Origin of the sequence: Hoeflea sp. AS60 (genome assembly GCF_038900115.1) — a bacterium.
Lineage (GTDB): Bacteria > Pseudomonadota > Alphaproteobacteria > Rhizobiales > Rhizobiaceae > Hoeflea.
The window spans coordinates 71,586-90,795 of sequence record NZ_JBBMQP010000004.1 but is presented as its reverse complement, the minus strand read 5'-3'; the positions used below and the strand labels follow the sequence as shown (position 1 = coordinate 90,795).

Sequence of the window (19,210 nt, the reverse complement as noted above, 5' to 3'; positions counted from 1 at the left end):
GGTGGCTACGCCACCTTCGCCTTCTTCTTTTTCCCGACGTTCCTGAGCACATGCGAGTACTCGGAATTGTACAGATCGCTGTCGCGGAAATTGACGTCGCCGAACACCTTGCCCACCATGATCAGCGCCGTGCGGGTGATCTTGTGGGCGCGTACCTCTTCCTTCATGCCGTCCAGCGTGGTGCGGATGTAGAGCTCGTCAGGCCAGGTGGCGCGGTAGGCGATCACCACCGGGCAATCGGCTCCGTAATAGGGCTCAAGCGCTCGCTTGATGTAGTCGAGATTGCGGATCGACAGATGGATCGCGAGCGTCGCCCGCGACTGGCCGAGGATCTCGAGTTGCTCGAACTCGGGCATCGACGATGCCTTCATCCCAGTGCGGGTGATGATCACAGTCTGGGCAATTTCGGGCAGCGTCAGCTCGGTGGCAAGCCGCGCCGCAGCACCTGCAAAGGCAGGAACGCCGGGAACAACCTCATAATCGATACCCAGCGCATCCAGCCGCCGCATCTGTTCGGCCACCGCGCCATAGATCGCCGGATCGCCTGAATGCACGCGCGCCACATCCTGACCAGCCGAGTGCGCGGTCTTCATCTCTTCGATGATCTCATCAAGATGCATCGGTGCGGTGTCCCGGACCAGCGCATCTTCCGGAGCAGCATGGACGATCTCCTCGGGCACCAGCGAGCCTGCATAAAGGCAGACCGGGCATCGCTCAATCAGCTTCAATCCGCGCACGGTGATGAGGTCAGGCGCGCCGGGGCCGGCTCCGATGAAATAAACGGTCATGCCGCGTCTCCTGAAATCTGTGTCCCAACATGTGTCATGGCGCTGCCTTCCTTGCGGGCGTAGCCGCGCGGTGTGTAGACCCATGTCCTGCCGTCGCCAGTGGTGACCGTCGAGGAATTGGATGACCCGACCACCACCACGGTCAGCATGTCGACATCATCGACATCGAGCGAGCCGAGCGGCACGATGCGGATCAGCTCACCTTCGCGGCCAAGATTGGTGGCAAGGATAACCGGCGTGGAAGCCGGGCGATGCTCAAGCAGCTTGTCGCGCGCCCAAGCCAGTTGGGTGCGGCGCTTCTTTGACACCGGATTGTAGAACGCAATGACGAAATCACCCTCACCTGCGGCTGTGACACGGCGCTTGATGTCTTCCCAGGGTGTCAGCAGATCCGACAGCGAGATGGTGCAGAAATCATGACCCAGTGGCGCACCGGCGCGTGCGGCTGCCGCCTGCAGCGCCGAGATACCAGGAGACACTGCGATCTCGATCCGACGCGCCTCGGCTGTCAGCCCATCAACACCTTCGGCCTTGTCGAGCAGCTCGAACACCAGCGTCGCCATGGCATAGATCCCGGCGTCGCCGGAACAGACCAGCGCCACCGACCTACCCTCGCCCGCCAGTTCCATAGCATGGCGCACCCGCGCCTCTTCCTTGCCGAGATCAAAGTCGTGCCGGGCCTTGCCCTTGGCCAACGGTCCGAGCAGATCGAGATAGAGCGAATAGCCGACAAGATCAGTCGAAGCCGAAACCATCGCCGAGACTTCCGGCGACCGCCAGCCATCAGACCCCGGCCCGATGCCGACCACCATCAACTTGCCGCGTACCCGACCCGGCAGGGTCGCACTTGTGAACGGCTGAGGAACCTGCCCGATGGCGCATGTCGCTCGGCGGCTCTTGTGCTTTTCTGCGATCAGTTCGCCCGACGCGCCAACCGCCGCCAGTGCCGCACCTTCGGCCACGCCATGGCAGCCGACTTCCGCAAAGACGATGTCAGAAGGGTTCTTCAGCCTCGGCGTTTCAGCTTCCAGCGTTGCCGCATCGAAGAAACGTGCAGGGCAACCCAAATGCTTCGCCACATGATGAACCGCAGTCTCATCGGCCTTCACATCGATAGATGCCACAAGCCCGACCGAGGCGGGCGACAGGCCAGCCAGAGCGAGATTTTCAAGGGCCAGAGCCAGAGCTTCATCGCCACCGGCGCCACGTTCGCAGCCGATGCCGAGAACCAGATTTTTCGGGTGGTACAGCAAACCGTGTGCAGGCTGCGAAACAATCTTGTTCGAGACGGCCAGAACAACGTCTCCATCAGCCGACAGTGGCAGGCCGCTCTCGCTGAGCCATGCCGCCTCACCCTCTAGCCGCGCCGATTTTCCGGCAACCAGATCAGCCATCACCCGTTTGGCATTTTCAGGATTGGCCAGCGCCCAACCTTCCGGCGGCTGGTCAAGCGCGATGCCGAATTTAAGATCGCCCGCCGTGGTGATGGCAGCAATACCGCCAACGATATCGGCGATCTTGCGCGCCAGGTCATTGCCGCCGTGATGGCCACCCAGAAGCGGAACCACGCACGAGCCATCTTCGGCGACAGCGATTACCGGAGGCTCGCTCATCTTGTCGCCGAGGTGCGGCGCCAGAAGCCGGATCACCGCACCCGATGCCATCAGCGCGACGATCGCGCGGCCATTCTGAAACAGGGAGGCTAAATGTGACCCCACGTCTGTAAAGGTTACGTCAATGGTTTGCGTTATACGTCGGTCCAGCCCGTGCACCTGGCCGCCAGTTGCCCGGGCGATGCGCCTCGCCATCGGCAAGGCCGCATCGGAAAGAATGATGATGGCGGGAGAAGTGGTCATGTTTTGCTCCCGGGCAGCGTCTGGATCCAGTCCTCGCCGCCCTTGTAGATCAGGATCATCGAAAAATATGGAGCCGTGTCCTCGGGGACTTCGGCAAGCGGCATAAGGCGTTCGGCATCGAGGGACACGCGTTCCACATAGATTGCATGAGGTAGCAGATTCAACTTTTCAATCAACGCCCTCAAGCGTTTGAAATGCCTGCCTATTTTAATGATCGCTAATGCATCTGCCGCGTTGAATCGATTTGTGAGCTCTTTATCGCTAAGTGGACCCGGCACGACGCTGAGAACATCGTTGCGCGCAGCCAGCGGGCGCCCCGCAGCACTCGCCGCAGCCATCATCGACGAGACCCCCGGCACCACCTCGGTCGGGTACTGAGCCGCCAACCGCTCGAACACATACATGAACGAGCCATAGAAAAACGGATCACCCTCGCACAGCACCGCCACGTCCCGGCCCGCGTCGAGATGCGCCGCGATCTCGACTGACGCCTTGTCGTAAATGTCGCGCGCCGGAAACCGCTCGGTCCGCATCGGCACCACGATCGGGATTTCCGTCTGCCCACCCGGCAGGTGTGGAGCGGCGATCGCGCGCGCAAAACTTGGGCCCGTATCGGGCGCCGGCCAGGCAATCACCGGCACACTCTGCAGGATGCGATGCGCCTTCAGCGTGATCAGATCAGGGTCACCGGGACCAAGCCCGAGCCCGTACAATTTGCCGCTCATGCATCCAGTCCTTTTGTCGCCGACCAGATCGTCACCGGCATCAGCGGCTTCCATCCGAGATAGCGGCCGACAGGTTCGGCGCGGTTCACCTGAAGCCGGATCAACTCGCCGCCATGCACCGACTGCAGCGCGAAAAGCCGCGCTTCGCCTTCCACCGTCACCGCATTGGCGACCAGTCGGCCGAACGGCTTGAGCGATTCCCAGACCGCTTCAAAGACGCCGTCATTGGAGATTCCGCCGCCGATGAAAACGGCGTCCGGCATCTCGAGATCAGCAAGTGCATCCGGCGCTGTCCCGGCCACAATTTCGAGACCCGGCGCACCCAATGTTATCGCATTGTGCGCTGTCATTTTTCGGCGGGTCTCAACGGCTTCGATGGCAATCGCCCTGCCCCCACGCGCCGCGCGGATCCATTCGATGCCGATCGATCCGCATCCGGCGCCGACATCCCACATCAATCCGCCAGGCACCGGACCAAGACGCGCCAGGGTCACCGCCCTCACCTCACGTTTGGTCAGTTGTCCGTCATGCTCGAAAGCGTCGTCCGGCAGCCCTGGAACCGATGGCAGCAGCACCGTTCCGGGCTGAGCTACGCAGGCTATCGCCAGCGTGTTGAACTCTGCAAAATGAGGTTTGTCGGCGGCAATCCTGTCAGCGCGCATTACCTTTATGCGTTCGTCCGGTCCGCCCATGTGTTCCAGCACATGCATCTCGGAGCGGCCATAGCCACGAGCGCTCAGGATCTGCGCCGCCTCTACAATGGTGTGCCCGGCAGAGGTCAGCGCAATGATCCGCGCATCGGGGTGCACATGTGAAGCGAGGCCATGCACCGAGCGTCCATGCAGGGAAATCATTGCAACGTCCTGCAGCGCCCATCCGAGCCGGGCGGCGGCCAGCGAGAACGCCGACGGAGACGGGATCACCCGCATCTCGCTCGCATCGAGCTGACGCATCAAGGTCGCGCCGACGCCAAAAAACATAGGGTCGCCCGTCGCCAGAATGGTCACCGGCGTCCCGCGCCGCGCCATCACCAGCGCGATGGTTTCCTTGATGCCAAAGGTCCAGGCAATCGTTTCCCGCGCCCCGCAATCGATACGTGCCAAGACCCGCTCGGGCGCGATGATCGTCTCAGCCGCCTCAAACAGCACGCGTGCCGGTGGCGTCAGGCTGTCGAGCCCGTTGTCACCGATACCGATGATGGTCAGCCAGGGCGCCCCGGCCCCCGAACCGCTAGCCATGACCTTCGAGCCCCCCGGCGATAGCGTTGACCGCGGAACTCGCAAGCGCGCTGCCGCCCCGACGTCCCTTGACCGTCAGAAAATCGACACCGCGCGGATCGGCTGCAAGCGCATCCTTGCTTTCGGCAGCACCGACGAATCCCACCGGCACACCAATGATGGCAGCGGGCTTGGCAGCACCGGCATCAATCAACTCGAGAAGCCGGAACAGCGCCGTCGGCGCGTTGCCGATGGAAATAACCGCACCCGCCATCCGGTCGGCCCAGAGATCAACCTGCGCCGCCGACCGCGTGGTCTCGTCGCGGGCTGCTATCTCGCGCACCTGCGGCTCATTGAGCAGGCACATCACCTCGTTACCGGCAGGCATCAGCCGCGTGATCACCCCATGCCGGACCATCTCCGCATCGCATAGCACTGGCGCACCGGCTTCCAGCGCCGCCCGGGCGCTTTGTGCAAACCCCGGGGAGACGACAATGTCATCCGCCAAGTCTACCATCCCGCAGGCATGGATCATCCGCACCACGATCGAACGGGCATCCGCACCAAAGCGCACGAGATCCGCTTCCGCCTGTATGATGGCGAACGACCGTCGGTAGATTTCCGCCGGATCACGGATGGGTGCGGAGGCGATCAAGACTCAGCTCTTCTTCTTTTCCATCGAGCGCGGCCCATGCGGATGGTCGGCATGCGGATAGGGATGGTGATGATGGTCGTGAGAATGGCCCTGGTCATGGGAATGGTCATAGCTGTGCCCGTGGCCATGATCGTGCGAGTGCCCGTGGTCGTGCCCGTGATCATGCCCGTGAGCATGGTGGTGATCGTGGCCATGATCATGCCCGTGCGAATGATCGTGGTCATGGGAATGGTCATGCACCGGTTCCAGCGGCGCCGGGCTTGCATGGCTGTGAACCGGCGTCCATGGCAGGCCGTGCTTCTCGCAGAATTCCTGCTCGCGGCAGGAGGCATCGCAGTCGCCGTTGCACGGGCAATTTTCCAGACCGCCGCCGATGCCCTCGACATGGTGGTGATGGCTTTCCTGCGGAAGGCCGACTTCGGCCTCGAAGCCCAGCACCTGCTCGCGGTATTTGCACATCTGGCAGTTCATCAGCGCCTGACCGTCAACGATCTCCTGCACCCTGTCCTGGAACGTGTCGATGACCAGCGGATGATCGCTCAGATAAGAGGCCTTGATGAACTGGATGTCGGGATGGTTTTCTGCCACCGCGTCTGTCTCGGAATAGATCCGCTTGATCAGAACGCCGGTGAACAGGAAATACGGAAACACGATGACGCGCTTGTAGCCAAGCTTTGCCGCATGGCTGAGTCCGGGGCCGACCAGCGGGAAGGTCACACCGGAATAGCAGGTCTCGGCCCAGCCAAAGCCAAAACCTTCCCACAGCATCCGCATGACCTTGGAGACATTGGAATTGGCATCAGGATCGGATGATCCCCGGCCCACAACCATCAACAGCGTGTCGTGCAGCTCCACCCTGCCCTGTTCGGCATTGGCCGTGTCGAGCGCCGCCTGGATCCGCGCGCCAGCTGCACGGATCATCTTGAGATCGATGCCGAGTTCGCGTCCGTAATTGATCACCGTACCGGGATTCTGCGCCTGGTAGGTGTTGAGCACCGAAGGAATGTCGTTCTTCGCATGACCGGCGGCAAACAGCATGCCCGGCACGGCCAGCACCCGGGTGACGCCCTTGGCGCGCAGCCGGTCGAGCCCTTCGGATATCACCGGATTGCAGAATTCCAGATAGCCATATTCCACCGGCACATCCGGATAGCGGGCCTTCAGTCCTTCAGCCACGGTGGCGAATTCGCGTGCTGCGTTCTGGTTGCGGCTGCCGTGGCCGCAAACCATGATGCCGGTCTTCTCGGGGATCCCGCTATTGCTCACGGTTCAGGCCTCCACAGTTTCGGATTGCTTGCCGCTATCGGCCTTGTCTGAACTGTCCTTGGCCGCGGCCTTGCCCTTGCTGCCGCGCTTTATGGCCCACGCGGCAATCGCTCCTGCAGCTGCAGCTGCAGCCCATCCGACCCAATGCGAATGCCCTGCCAGATCGCCGACATGGCCGCCATGAGCCAAGGCTGCGTGCGTGAAAAAGACAGAACCAACAAAGGATAGAACAAGGGTGCGCATCGGGGCCTCCGGACAACGTGACAAAATCAGCACGATACGCCGGATGAAAAGACGCCAACCCTGAAGCAGCATCTCGTCTTACCGAACCGGACAGCACCGGAGTTGGCCCTTGAATTAAGTCGGCCGCACCGGAATATCTCTCAGCCTGTCATCAGGCGCCGTCGCACATGGGGGCGAGTCATAGGCGTTCGGGATTTGGAGGTCAAACCCCGATTGCGCCAGCCAGGCGCTGATCTGCGTCAAAGCAGAAATGCGCGCCAGAATGTGGCTTCAGGCGAAGCCAAGCCGCCGGGCGGTGGCTTCAAACAGGCGGCGCTCCCGGTCATCAACCTCGCCACCGGCTTTGGCAACAATCGCAAGATGATCCAGAATTTCCCGTTTGCGGGCTTCATCGAGGTCGGCAAGCATTTCCGCAGCCTGCGCATCCGTGGTCTCATATCCGAAGTCATTGAGATATCTGAGAATATCAGTCAGCTCGTCGCCGTTAAGCCCCAGAAGGCGTGTGCAGATTGCAGCAAAGGCATCCGCTTCCGCAGGCTCAACCGTCTTGTCCGCGAACGACATCCTGACCAACAGCAGCAGTTCCGCCGTCAGCACCGGGTCGTTTGCAACCTTGCTCAGCGACGTGGACTGGTCGAGAAGCGCCCGCACCCGCTCGCCGAAGCTGGGGCTTTTGCCTGCCGTATCATTCATGGCCTGTTCCTTTTCCTCGACGCCCACGGACCCTGGCTCCAGCCCGAGCAGACTGGCAGTCCTCCGGATCAATCTGTCGTCGCGCTCATTCCTGTTGGTGTTGGCGCGCGCAATCCGCATCATGTCGTCAAGAAGGGTGGTTCGCGCCTTCATGTCAAGCTGGCCGAGCAGCGTAAAGGCTTGAGCTTCGTAAGAACGGGCTTTGGGCGAATCAAGAAGCGCGTGCAATTCCGGCATGTCCCTGCGGCTGACACCAAAATGCTGCTCGCAGATGCGCTCGAAGGCGGTGAGCTGGGACGGTTGAACAATCCCGTCGGCAAGCACCATCCGGAACAGAAGCAGAATTTCCGCCAACCTGACCGGATCTTCGGACAACTCGGCGAGCGAGCCAGAAAACTGCGGCTCGCGTTCAAACAACCGCGCGATAGACATAAAAAGCCCCAGCATCACAACAGCCCCCTCAGGCCTGGGTGATTCCCCATATACCCTAAAAAGTAGCGGGTCACCGCCGATTGTCCAGAGCATCAACCCGTGCAATAGGTCCCGCCTCGTTTCTGCCGTTTCGTCCTCGCACTGAAGGCTGACCCATGGAAGACCTGACGCTCACACTCACCTTGCTGCTACTCGGAGCAGCATTCATGGCCGGTTTTGTTGATTCGATTGCCGGCGGCGGCGGCCTGATCGCCGTGCCCGCGCTTCTGCTGGCAGGCTTTACGCCGGTTGAAGCGCTCGGAACTAACAAGCTGCAGGGTTTGTTCGGCTCAGGGTCAGCGACCGTCGCCTATGCCCGCAAGGGCCATGTCGATCTCAAGGCGCAATTGCCATCGGCAGTGCTCGCGGCGGCAGGCTCAGCGCTTGGCGCCATGCTGGCAACGATCATTCCCGGCGACATCTTCCGCGCTTTTCTGCCCTTCCTGCTGGTCGCTATAGCGCTCTATTTCGCGTTCAAGCCGAACATGAACGATATTGATCGCGCCCGCAGGATTTCGCCGTTCCTGTTCGGCCTGATGATCGTACCGATGATCGGTTTCTATGATGGCGTCTTCGGCCCCGGTGCCGGCTCTTTCTACATGCTGGCCTTTGTTGCGCTGGCAGGTTTTGGGCTGCTGAAAGCCACGGCCCACACCAAGCTTTTGAACTTCGCGTCCAATCTCGGCGGCTTTGCCGTCTTTGCCTTTGCTGGTGTTATATACTGGAAAGTGGGCTTGATGATGGGCGCAGCCCAGTTTGCGGGCGCGCAACTCGGCTCACGGCTGGCGATGAAGAACGGCGCCAGAATCATCAAGCCACTGCTGGTGATCACCTGCTGCGCACTTGCCGCCAAACTGATGGCCGATCCAGCCAATCCGGTCCGCATTTGGTTTGGTGTCTGAAATCCGGCTCAGAAAACAGCGAGGATGATTGCGCCTGACGCGATCATGCCGACACCAAACCAGTTCATGGCGGACAGATGCTCACCCAGAAACACCACGCCGAAGATCGCCACGAGCACGATGGAGAGCTTGTCGATCGGCGCCACCCGCGAGGCGTCGCCGATCTTGAGAGCCCGGAAATAGGCAAGCCAGGACGCGCCGGTTGCGAGGCCGGAAAGGCCAAGGAAGATCCACGTCTTGAGCGGGATGGTCTGCGGCTGCCGCCACTTGCCCATCGCCGTCAGCATGGCGCCAAGCACCAGCATGATCACGCAGGTGCGGATGAAGGTGGCCAGATCGCTGTCGATATCACTGATGCCGATCTTGGCAAAGATCGCGGTCAAGGCGGCGAACACCGCCGCCACCAGTGCCCAGAATTGCCAGCTTGCCGAAAGACCCATCACGCACTCCAGTGCTGTTAGCGGTGCTAGAACTCCACGCCGATTTGCGCCTTTACACCAGAGCGGAACGGATGCTTGATCATCTCCATCTCGGTCACCAGATCGGCGAACTCGATCAGCTCGTCCTTGGCGTTGCGCCCGGTGAGTACAACATGGGTCATCGCCGGTTTTTCAGCTTCAAGAAACGCGATCACCTCATTGACGTCAAGGTAATCATAGCGGATCGCGATGTTGATCTCGTCCAGCAGCACCATCGAATTGCGCTCGTCGCGGATCATTTCCTTGGCTTTTTCCCAGGCGGCTTGCGCCATTTCAATATCGCGCGCCTTGTCCTGCGTGTCCCAGGTAAACCCTTCACCCATGGTGTGAAACTGGCACATGTCGGAAAAGTTCTTCAGGATGAGGTCGCGCTCTCCGGTCGACATCGCGCCCTTGATGAACTGCACCACCGCACAGGGCATGCCGTGCGCGATATGGCGGAAGATCATGCCGAACGCAGCGGATGATTTGCCCTTGCCCTTGCCGGTATGGACGATCACCAGACCCTTTTCGCCTGTCTTGGTGGCCATGATCTTCTCACGAGCCGCCTTCTTCTTGGCCATCTTATCGGCGTGGCGGGCGTTGAGCTCGTCCTCGCTCATGCCGTCGGTGATCTTGCCGCGTTCGCTCATCGCATATCCATCCTGTTCGTCTCAAATCCTGGCCGCCAATGACTGCAGCCTCCAGGGTCAATTCTCAATTCTTGCCAGCGTCCGCGTCATCAAACGTTTTGGCAAACCAGATCCGTTGCGGTGCGCCACCGCTGGCCGGCAGGCGGCCGCATTCAGTGTAGCCCTGAGCCTCATAAAAACGCGGCGCCTGAAATTCGAATGTATCAAGATATACACCGACAAGCCCTTCCCGGCGGGCAAAACTTTCAGCCCGCGACAGAAGCGTGCGGCCAATCCCGTTGCCGCGCTGTCCTTCCGCAATACCGAGCAGCTTGATAAACAGCCAGCCCTGAACTTTATGAGCTGCAAGACCGCCAACAAGTTGCCCGTCAGCATCACTGGCCCTGAGGTGAAACGGTTCCGGATCGAACGGCTTCCCGAGTTTCTCAGCGACCGAATCGATCATGAACTCGACTGTGTTGGCGAACTCCTCGTCACCGCCTTCGATAACGGTCATTTCGATTGTCATGCGCAGTCCTCGTTTTTCGGTCCTGTGTCGGTGACGGTACAAAAGTCCCTGAAACAGGTGCACGCACCCGGACGGTCCGTCGCCGGTTCAACCATGCCCCGTGTTTCTTCCAGTCACTTCAGCAAGCGCAAACTTGGCCGAATTGCTCTTGGGCGTCCACAGCCCGCGCTCGATCGCCTCTTCGAATTTCGCTGCCATTTCTTTCAGAGCATCCGGGTTCTTGTCGCGCAGGAAGGCCAGCGTATCTTCATCCATCAGATAGGCCTCATAGACCGCGTCGAAATGCGCATCGCGCACCGCACCCGTGGTCGCGGCGAAGGCAAACAGGTAATCGACTGTCGCCGCCATCTCGAAGGCGCCCTTGTAGCCATGGCGCTTGACGCCTGCGATCCATTTCGGGTTGACCGCGCGGCCGCGCACCACACGCGCGATCTCTTCCTCAAGCGAGCGGATCACCGGGCGTTCGGGGCGCGAGTGGTCATTGTGGTAGATCGCAGGCCGTGTCCCCCGCGCAGCTTCGACCGCAGCCGTCATGCCGCCCTCGAACTGGTAGTAGTCGTCGGAATCCAGGAGATCATGCTCCCGGTTATCCTGGTTCTGCACCACCGCTTCCACGGTCGACAGCCGCTGCTCGAACAGCTCGTGCGCCGCCTGCCCCTCTTCGCCCGCACCATAGGCATAACCGCCCCAGACCACGAAGGCCTCGGCGAGATCGCCACGGTCGGTCCAGCCACCCTCGTCCATGAGCGCCTGCAGCCCTGCGCCATAAGCGCCGGGCTTGGAGCCGAACACACGGAAGGACGCCTGACGTCCGGCGTCCGCTTCAGCCACACCGGTTTGCATCAGGCGCGCGATCTCTGTTCTGGCCCGCGCCGCCAGCGGATTGTCGCCCTCGTCCTCGTCTAGCGCAGCAACAGCCCGGACTGCCCGGTCAAACAGAGCGATCTGGTCCGGGAAAGCATCGCGGAAAAATCCCGATATCCGCAAGGTCACATCAACCCGGGGCCGGCTCATCATCGCCAGTGGAATGATCTCATAGCCGGTCACCCGCCGCGAGGCCGGATCCCAGAGCGGCCTGGCCCCGATCAGCGCCATCGCCTGGGCAATATCATCACCGCCGGTGCGCATGTTGGATGTGCCCCAGGCCGTCAGCGCCATCGATGTCGGCCACTCGCCGTGATCCTGCAGATGGCGGATGACTAGCAGTTCCGCCGATTTCTGCCCGAGCTCCCAGGCCGCCGGCGTCGGCACCGCACGGCTGTCGACCGAATAGAAATTCCGCCCCGTCGGCAGCACATCAGGTCGCCCCCGCGTCGGAGCACCCGACGGTCCGGGACCCACGAACCGGCCATCAAGCGCGGTCAGCAGACCGGCAATCTCGGCGTCTCCGCAAGCTTCGACAGATGGCTTGATCAGGGTTTGAATATTGGCCATCACCGCCGCTGTGGCTTCCCACTCTGTCGGCAAGGCAGTCCGCCCGGAAACCAGTTCAATCGCCAGCAGTTCGATCCGCTCGACCGTGTCGCCATTGGTGCGCCAGAGATCGCTGCATACTGCCTGCAGCACCGCCGGCCGCGGACCATCCCATGCAGCTCCCATCAGGCAATCGAGCGGGTCGAACCCTGACAAACCCGCATCCCTTGCTATCGACCGCTGCAGGCTGTCTTCGCCGGTCGCTTCGCCACGCTTGATCCGCGCCAGCGCAACAGTCAGATCGGTGAGCAGCCCACCCTCAGGCGATTTGCCAAAGATGTGCAGCCCGTCGCGGATCTGCATTTCCTTGAGGTCACACAGCCAAGCGTCGAGCTTTTCGAGCGCCAGATCATCATCATCCCCGGGCGCTATGCCAGCATCGCTGTCGAGCCCGATGTCTCGCACGAGATCGAGGATCTGACCTTTCAGCAGCTTCAGCCGTCGCGGATCGTGGCCGGAGGCTTCGTAGTATTCGTCCACCAGTGCCTCGAGATCCTTGAGCGGCCCGTAGCTTTCGGCGCGGGTCAGGGGCGGCGTCAGGTGATCGATGATGACAGCCGATGTCCGCCGCTTGGCCTGTGTCCCCTCGCCCGGATCATTGACGATAAACGGATAGACATGCGGCATGGGCCCGAGCACCGCTTCAGGATAGCACGCCCGCGACATCGCCAGCGCCTTGCCAGGCAGCCATTCGAGATTTCCGTGTTTGCCCATGTGGATGACCGCATGGGTGTCAAAGTGACCGCGCAGCCAGGCATAGAAGGCGAAATAGCCATGCGGCGGAACCAGATCCGGCGCGTGATAGCTGGCCTTCGGATCGATGTTGTAGCCACGCGCCGGCTGGATACCGACAACCACATTGCCAAAGCGCAGCAAGCCCAGATGAAATACCCCATCGCGATAAAACGGGTCAGTCTCCGGCGCGCCCCAGCGTTCGTTCACAGCTGACTGGATGGCAGGATCCAGCGTCGCAAAAAACGCCTGATAATCGTCGATGGGAAGAGGAACCCCGCCGCTGCGTTCATCGCGCACGGCATTGGTCGGCCCGGCCTTCAGCGCGGTCACAAGCGCGTCACCATCAGCCGGAAGCTCACCGGCCTTATATCCGGCCTTCGCCATCGCACGCAGCACTTCAACCGTGCCCGCGGGCGTGTCGAGCCCCACGCCGTTGGCGATGCGACCATCCCGGTTGGGATAATTCGCCAGCACGATCGCCACCCGGCGATCCGCTGCTTGTGTCCGCCGCAACCGCGCCCAGCGCGATGCCAATTGAGCGACGAACTGCACCCGGTCAGGCTCCGGCGCATGGGTAACGATATTGGCCTCGACCATCTCGTCAAACCGCGCCGCCGCCTTGAACGACACCGCGCGCGCAAGCACCCGGCCATCAACTTCCGGCAAAGCCACATGCATCGCGAGATCGCGCGAGGTCAGCCCCTGATGCGATGCCGCCCAGGCCTCGCGGCCACCGCTGGCAAACACGGCCTGCAACACCGGGGCACCGGTGGATTCAAGCACCGTGCCCTTGGTCTGTCCGCCCGGTGACGACACCGCAAAACCAGTGGCATTGATCACCACGTCGGGCGCCGCATCGGCAAAGATCGCTTCGAGCGTGCCCATCGACACCGGATCCTTGAGACTGGAGACAAACACCGGAAGCGCGTTGACGCCCTCGGCTTTCAATGCGTCGCACAAGGCTGCGACGGGTGCCGTCTGCCCGCTCTGCACCAGCGCCCGGTAAAAGCAGACTGCCGCCACCGGCGCGCCGTGGGTCCAGTCCCGCTTGACGTCGGCAAGCCCCGGATTTCCAGTGTTCGGATGCCACAACCCGGCTTTCAGCAGCGGTGCTGCCGGTCCGGGTCGCTCGCCGCCTTCAATCAGTGCTTCGGCATAGGTGATCAGCCCGCGCGCATTCTCGGCCCCACCCTCGATCAGGTAAGCCCAAAGCTGATCCCGCGCCGCATGATCCAGCGTCGACAGCGGCTCCAGCCCCGCATCAGGCCGGTCATCGCCGGGAAGCGCTGCAATCTTGAAACCATGCGCGACGGAGGCCGCATGCAGGCTCTCGAGCGCATAGGCGAAATAGCTGGCCCCGCCGAGTGCGCGCACGATCACCAGCTTCGCCTTCGGCGCCATCCTGGCGACAAAGGTGTCGACCGACATCGGGTGCTTGAGATCGGAAAGACTCGCCAGCCGCCACTTCAGCTGGCCAGTCGTCTGTCGTGCTGCGGCAATGCTCGCAAGCTCGGTGTCCGCCGCACTCAGGAACAGAATGTCGCCCGGGCTCTGGCCAAGATCGACGGCCTCATTGCCGTCGCTCAGGCTTCCCTTCTGTGCGACAAGAAGATGCATCCTGCTTAACCGGCGAGCCCGGCCAGGCTCTCGCGAATGGCAGCCTCGTCAATGTCATGCAGTCCGATGACGACGAGCCTGGTTTCCCGAGCCTCTCCGGCAGCCCATGGCCGGTCGAAATGCGTGTCGATCCGGCTTCCGACCGCCTGCACCACCATCCGCATAGGCTTGCCGGAAATGTCGGCAAAACCCTTGAGCCGCAGAATGTCGTGCGAAACGATCAGAGCCTTTAGGCCTTCGCTGAAGGCGGCCGCATCGCTGACCGGACCAAGCGAAACGACAAAGCTCTCGAACTCATCATGATCATGCTCATGGCCGTCCGCATGATGCAGCTCATGGTGCGACTTGCGGTTCGAAATATCGTCTTCGGTGCCGATACCCAGACCGAGCAGCACCTCTGGCGCCACCTCGCCCTGCCGCGCTTCGACGAAAATCGGCTTGCGCGACATGTGCTCCGATATTCCGGCGCGAACGCCTTCAAGATCTTCAGCGCTGATCAGATCGGCCTTGTTGAGAATGATCAGGTCGGCAGCGGTCAGCTGGTCCTCGAACAATTCCTCCAGCGGGCTTTCATGATCGAGTCCGTCATCCGCCAGCCGTTGCGCGTCAAGCTTGTCGTGATCGTGGGCGAAGCGGCCGGCAGCGACAGCGGCACTGTCAACGACCGTCACCACGCCATCGACGGTCACCTGCGTCTTGATGCCAGGCCAGTTGAAGGCCGCGACCAGCGGCTGCGGCAATGCAAGACCGGATGTCTCGATGACGATATGGTCAGGACGATCCTTGCGCGCCAGCAGCTTTTCCATGGTCGGGATGAAATCATCAGCCACGGTGCAGCAGATGCAGCCATTGGTCAGCTCGACAATGTCTTCCTCGCGGCACACTTCCTCGCCGCAGCCCTTGAGCACATCACCATCGACGCCCAGATCGCCGAATTCATTGATGATCAGCGCAATCCGCTTGCCCTTGGCGTTGGACAGCATGTGCCGGATCAGCGTGGTCTTGCCCGCGCCGAGAAAGCCGGTGATCACGGTTGCAGGAATTTTTGAACCCATCATGGCGTCAGCCCTTCATTTTGAGTGGCAGGCCGGCGGCGACGAAATAGACTTCGTCGGCCAGGCTTGCGATTAACTGGTGGAGGCGGCCGGCATGATCGCGAAACGCCCGCGCCATGGCATTGTCAGGCACGATGCCCAGCCCCACCTCATTCGATACAAAGACCACAGGCCCCTCAAGCGAAGGCAGTGATCCGGCAAGTTCGTCAAACGCGGCGTCGATGTCGTGCTCGCCGAGCATAAGATTGGTGACCCACAGGGTGAGGCAATCGACCAGCACCGGACGGTCGGCGCGTGTATTGGCTTCAAGCGACTTCGCCAGTTCCAGATGAGCCTCGATAGTCTCCCAGCCCTGCCCGCGCCGGTCCTGGTGTGAGGCAATGCGGTCGCGCATTTCGTCATCCCAGGCCTGACCCGTTGCCAGGTACAATCTTGATCCGGAGGCGCGTTCGACCAGGCCTTCGGCAAAACCGGATTTGCCCGAGCGGGCACCGCCCAGCACAAGCGTCACCTTTGGCAGACCGTCTGTCACGCCGCTCTTTCCTCGGGCACCCGAGACAGGAAATACCCCAGCAACCCGCCAAGCAGCAGCCAGAAGAACAAGGTTGTTGCAAGCGAGGCCGCAGCATAGGCAGAGGCGATATAGGCGGGTACTTCGCTCGACAGATCTTCGGGAATTGGCGAGCCCCAGATATGCGGTGCAACGATGATCACAACGCCCAGCACCTTGATCGGCCATTCTGGCCGCATGGCGAGACACCAGATCCCCACCGCTGAGGCGAGCACCGCAATCATCCACCAGCCCTGACGGTCACCAAGGTCGGCATAGGGAAAACCCGGAACCGCCGGTGGCAGGCTCATCGCAGGCGCAAGCTGGACGCAGAACCAGGCCGCTGCTCCCAGAAGAACACCCCGCGTGAGAGCTTGGCGGCCCCCGGGGAAATCCATCCCCGTCAGTAACGCCACGGCAGCGAGCATCAGCGCGAAGCCCGCTCCGGCAACCAGATTGGCAAGGATCGTATCGCCAAGCCGGCCAAAGCCAAGCATCGACCCATCATCACTATGGCCGTGATCTCCCGCATGTTCATGCGCGGGCTCGGCAGCACTGTGAGAATGGCCAGCTTCGCCATTCTCGTAGGCTTCCGCCTGCATGATCAGCGGAATGGTTTTGACATATTGGGCGGGCGTCATTGCGAAACCCGCAATGAGCCCGGCGGCAAGAGCCGCCAGGAGCAACCTGACAATCATAGGATCAATCCCTTAGTGGCAGGGAAAGCCGTAGGAATGACGGGTGTCGTGCGCTGCATCGTGCAGCGCCTGAGAGTTGGCGAGGCCAACCCCGAACACCAGTATGGAACCGATGACCAGCGCCATCAGTCCGGCAACAGTGCGCGCACCGATGCGATCGGTGAGTGAAAGCGTTTGAATCTTAACAGCCATGACAACCTCCGTGAATGGCTTCGGGAGAATACCTCTCCCAAAGGTCCGGCTCTCAACCGGTGCGAATGGCAGGTCTCCTGGCTCACGGGTCGCGTCGACGTTGCCGTCGAACATCAGCAAATGCCAACCTTCCCGACGTTTATGGCGGTCATGAAAACGGGACGATTCGTAGACAAAGAGGCGTCCGCGCCGATTGATCATGCCGCCACGTCAGTGGCGTTTCCGGTCCGGAGCTTCAAGTTGACGGAAAGACACCATTGTCTCCCGTCACTCTGGCATTCCGTGCCGGTGACATTTGCCTCGCCGCTCTACAGTCGCGGGGTCGGCTGCGATAAGGATGCCCTGATTGGGTCCACCCCGTCGCATTCCCTTTTGATCCTGAAAACCAGTTCGGTTTTCTGGAACCATTCGAACTTCAATTGATAGGGCTGACGCGGCGGGCTGTCAATCGCAGCTGCGCCATTGCCGCTTCCATCAGCGACCGATCTGAGCGGAAGCTTCCATCAGCCGTTCAAAGCCGACGAGTCGGTCAAGTTCACCGGCAATTTCATCGAGCGCCTTGTCCACATCGGCGCGGAAATTGGTCTCCCCGCCCCGAATGCCAAATTCCGCGAGGAGCTTCGCGCGGTAGGAATCCGAATCGAACAGGCCGTGCAGATAGGTCCCAGATACCTTGCCGTCGGCTGATATCGCGCCGTCGGGACGGCCATCGAGAAGCGTCATCGGCCGGGCACTATCCGGACCGCGACTGATACCGAGATGAATCTCGTAGCCCGACAAGCCCACATCGTACTCGGCGGACCGGGCTTCGATGTTGCGGACAGTCTTTTCGGGCGCCATCTCGGTGTCGATATCGAGCAACCCGAGCCCCTCGGCAGATGTCGCGCCACCTTCAAGCCCCTGCGGATCCAGCACACTCTGTCCCAGCATCTGGTAACCGCCGCAAATACCGATTATGCGACCGCCGCGCCGGCGGTGCGCCTGCAGATCTTTGTCCCAGCCCTGCTGACGGAAATCGTTGAGATCGGAAATCGTCGATTTCGACCCCGGCAGGATAACAAGACCGGCATCTTCGGGCAGCCGCTCACCGGGCCGCACGAACACGAGTTCGACTTCCGGTTCGGCCTTGAGCGGGTCGAAATCGTCGAAATTGGCGATCCGCGACAAGATTGGTACTGCCACCTTGAGCGCCCGCGCGTCTCCCCGGACCAGCCGCTCGAGTGCCACCGAATCCTCAGCAGGCAGTCGCGCTGCGGCTTTCAGCCATGGTATCACACCAAGACACGACCAACCGGTAAAACCGTCGACAGCAGCAATGCCGTCATCAAACAGGCTGACATCACCGCGAAACTTGTTGATGAGGTAGCCAACGATCATCGCCCGGTCTTCGTCGGGCAGGATTGTGTGGGTCCCGACCAGCGATGCGATCACCCCTCCCCGGTCGATGTCACCGACCAGCACCACCGGAACCCGGGCCGATGTCGCAAATCCCATATTGGCGATATCGCCTGGTCTGAGATTGATTTCCGCCGGAGAGCCGGCGCCTTCAACCAGCACAAGATCCGCCTGCTCCGATACACGGCCGAAACTGTCGAGGACCGCCGCCATCAGCTGGGGCTTGAGCTTCTGGTAATCGCGGCCCTTTGCATGCCCGAAGACCTTGCCCTGAACCACCACTTGCGAACCGGTTTCCGATTGAGGTTTGAGCAGCACCGGGTTCATGTGCACACTGGCAGGCACCCGGCAGGCCAGTGCCTGCAGCCACTGCGCCCGGCCGATTTCGCCGCCATCATCGGCGACCGCGGCGTTATTGGACATGTTCTGCGGCTTGAACGGCCGGACCTTCAGTCCGTGATTAGCCGCGAGCCGGCAAAAGCCCGCAACCAGTGCGGTCTTGCCAACATCCGAACCTGTTCCCTGAAACATCAACGCCCGTGTCATGGGACCGTCGATAGCACCGCAAACAGCAGATCAAAAGGCTTTTTCAAGCGCTCGCGCTAACCATTCGTTCACCGCGTTTTCAAACCTTCGGCAATTTCTTTTTGCGACATCTGAATTGCGACATGCCGCGGCGGATTCAATGCAGCTCACCCCACCCGATAAGCATAGAGCAGCGGCAGATGGTGATTGCCATTTGAATAATGTCGTCAACACCAAACGGAAGGACATCGCCATGCTTTATGTATTCAACTCCGCCAATCGCGTTCAGATCGCATGGAACAACGTGCTTCCGGTTCAGAAGGCTAACGAGAAGCGCAAGTCAGGCATTCTCAACAGCCTCATCCGCACCCTTTCCGCAGGTTGAAGCCACCCAACGGCGCCCTTCGGGAAAGCGTGTTTGAACGAGATTTCAGAAGGCCGGATGAGCGATCGTCCGGCCTTTTTATTTTGACCGGTCAGCCCTTCAAATGCGAAGGCCGCCCGGATCGTGAGATCCGGGCGGCCTGCCAAATAC

The 19,210-nt window shown here is 61.2% G+C and carries 19 protein-coding genes and 1 riboswitch; of the genes, 2 read left to right on the top strand and 17 right to left on the bottom strand.

What is annotated here, in order from left to right; all coding sequences use genetic code 11:
* Positions 1-5 precede the first annotated feature (5 nt).
* The 8 genes from cobM to WNZ14_RS20810 form a co-directional block, all read right to left on the bottom strand.
* The gene (cobM, locus tag WNZ14_RS20845; RefSeq protein ID WP_342870613.1) at positions 6-788 is read right to left on the bottom strand and encodes a precorrin-4 C(11)-methyltransferase; all 783 of its coding nucleotides are present in this window, start codon (positions 786-788) and stop codon (positions 6-8) included.
* Positions 785-2,644 carry a precorrin-3B C(17)-methyltransferase gene (cobJ, locus tag WNZ14_RS20840; RefSeq protein ID WP_342870612.1) on the bottom strand — a complete coding sequence of 620 codons (1,860 nt, stop codon included), beginning with the start codon at positions 2,642-2,644 and terminating at the stop codon, positions 785-787. Before cobJ ends, cobM begins: the two co-directional genes overlap by 4 nt.
* Positions 2,641-3,369 (bottom strand): precorrin-2 C(20)-methyltransferase, encoded by a 729-nt coding sequence (gene cobI / locus WNZ14_RS20835; RefSeq protein WP_342870699.1) that lies wholly within the window; start codon positions 3,367-3,369, stop codon positions 2,641-2,643. The genes cobJ and cobI overlap by 4 nt, the downstream gene beginning before the upstream one ends.
* On the bottom strand, positions 3,366-4,607 hold the full coding sequence (cbiE, locus tag WNZ14_RS20830; RefSeq protein WP_342870611.1) for a precorrin-6y C5,15-methyltransferase (decarboxylating) subunit CbiE: 1,242 nt from the start codon (positions 4,605-4,607) through the stop codon (positions 3,366-3,368). Before cbiE ends, cobI begins: the two co-directional genes overlap by 4 nt.
* Positions 4,600-5,241: a precorrin-8X methylmutase gene (locus WNZ14_RS20825; protein ID WP_342870610.1), complete on the bottom strand. Its 642-nt coding sequence runs from the start codon at positions 5,239-5,241 to the stop codon at positions 4,600-4,602. The genes cbiE and WNZ14_RS20825 overlap by 8 nt, the downstream gene beginning before the upstream one ends.
* A 3-nt stretch (positions 5,242-5,244) precedes the next feature.
* Positions 5,245-6,492 carry a sirohydrochlorin chelatase gene (locus WNZ14_RS20820; protein WP_342870698.1) on the bottom strand — a complete coding sequence of 416 codons (1,248 nt, stop codon included), beginning with the start codon at positions 6,490-6,492 and terminating at the stop codon, positions 5,245-5,247.
* 18 nt (positions 6,493-6,510) lie between these two features.
* Positions 6,511-6,750 carry a DUF6732 family protein gene (locus tag WNZ14_RS20815; protein WP_342870609.1) on the bottom strand — a complete coding sequence of 80 codons (240 nt, stop codon included), beginning with the start codon at positions 6,748-6,750 and terminating at the stop codon, positions 6,511-6,513.
* A 270-nt stretch (positions 6,751-7,020) separates the two neighbouring features.
* Positions 7,021-7,890 carry a TerB family tellurite resistance protein gene (locus tag WNZ14_RS20810; protein WP_342870608.1) on the bottom strand — a complete coding sequence of 290 codons (870 nt, stop codon included), beginning with the start codon at positions 7,888-7,890 and terminating at the stop codon, positions 7,021-7,023.
* 140 nt (positions 7,891-8,030) lie between these two features.
* Here WNZ14_RS20810 and WNZ14_RS20805 point away from each other — a divergent pair, with 140 nt between their 5' ends.
* The gene (locus tag WNZ14_RS20805; RefSeq protein WP_342870607.1) at positions 8,031-8,816 is read left to right on the top strand and encodes a TSUP family transporter; all 786 of its coding nucleotides are present in this window, start codon (positions 8,031-8,033) and stop codon (positions 8,814-8,816) included.
* 8 nt (positions 8,817-8,824) lie between these two features.
* On the opposite strand, the gene WNZ14_RS20800 is transcribed toward WNZ14_RS20805, so the two are convergent.
* The 9 genes from WNZ14_RS20800 to WNZ14_RS20760 all read right to left on the bottom strand — a co-directional run bounded on the left by WNZ14_RS20800 (position 8,825) and on the right by WNZ14_RS20760 (position 18,696).
* A complete protein-coding gene (locus WNZ14_RS20800) occupies positions 8,825-9,256 on the bottom strand; it encodes an EamA family transporter (RefSeq protein WP_342870606.1) in 432 nt (143 codons plus the stop codon).
* Between the two features lie 26 nt (positions 9,257-9,282).
* Positions 9,283-9,927 (bottom strand): cob(I)yrinic acid a,c-diamide adenosyltransferase, encoded by a 645-nt coding sequence (gene cobO / locus WNZ14_RS20795; protein WP_342870605.1) that lies wholly within the window; start codon positions 9,925-9,927, stop codon positions 9,283-9,285.
* A gap of 64 nt (positions 9,928-9,991) precedes the next feature.
* On the bottom strand, positions 9,992-10,435 hold the full coding sequence (locus WNZ14_RS20790; protein ID WP_342870604.1) for a GNAT family N-acetyltransferase: 444 nt from the start codon (positions 10,433-10,435) through the stop codon (positions 9,992-9,994).
* Positions 10,436-10,522: 87 nt separating this feature from the next.
* Entirely contained in the window at positions 10,523-14,260 is a 3,738-nt protein-coding gene (cobN, locus tag WNZ14_RS20785) for a cobaltochelatase subunit CobN (RefSeq protein ID WP_342870603.1), read from the bottom strand.
* A gap of 5 nt (positions 14,261-14,265) precedes the next feature.
* Positions 14,266-15,318: a cobalamin biosynthesis protein CobW gene (gene cobW, locus WNZ14_RS20780; RefSeq protein WP_342870602.1), complete on the bottom strand. Its 1,053-nt coding sequence runs from the start codon at positions 15,316-15,318 to the stop codon at positions 14,266-14,268.
* Positions 15,319-15,322: 4 nt separating this feature from the next.
* Entirely contained in the window at positions 15,323-15,847 is a 525-nt protein-coding gene (gene cobU / locus WNZ14_RS20775) for a bifunctional adenosylcobinamide kinase/adenosylcobinamide-phosphate guanylyltransferase (RefSeq protein ID WP_342870601.1), read from the bottom strand.
* Complete coding sequence (locus WNZ14_RS20770; protein WP_342870600.1) at positions 15,844-16,563, bottom strand: CbtA family protein; 720 nt, start codon at positions 16,561-16,563, stop codon at positions 15,844-15,846. The genes cobU and WNZ14_RS20770 overlap by 4 nt, the downstream gene beginning before the upstream one ends.
* A gap of 12 nt (positions 16,564-16,575) precedes the next feature.
* Positions 16,576-16,755 (bottom strand): CbtB-domain containing protein, encoded by a 180-nt coding sequence (locus WNZ14_RS20765; protein ID WP_342870599.1) that lies wholly within the window; start codon positions 16,753-16,755, stop codon positions 16,576-16,578.
* Between the two features lie 49 nt (positions 16,756-16,804).
* Positions 16,805-17,179: riboswitch (cobalamin riboswitch) on the bottom strand.
* A 50-nt stretch (positions 17,180-17,229) separates the two neighbouring features.
* Entirely contained in the window at positions 17,230-18,696 is a 1,467-nt protein-coding gene (locus WNZ14_RS20760; RefSeq protein ID WP_342870598.1) for a cobyric acid synthase, read from the bottom strand.
* A gap of 232 nt (positions 18,697-18,928) precedes the next feature.
* On the opposite strand from WNZ14_RS20760, the gene WNZ14_RS20755 reads away from it, so the two are divergent.
* Positions 18,929-19,060: a hypothetical protein gene (locus WNZ14_RS20755; protein ID WP_342870597.1), complete on the top strand. Its 132-nt coding sequence runs from the start codon at positions 18,929-18,931 to the stop codon at positions 19,058-19,060.
* Positions 19,061-19,210 lie beyond the last annotated feature (150 nt).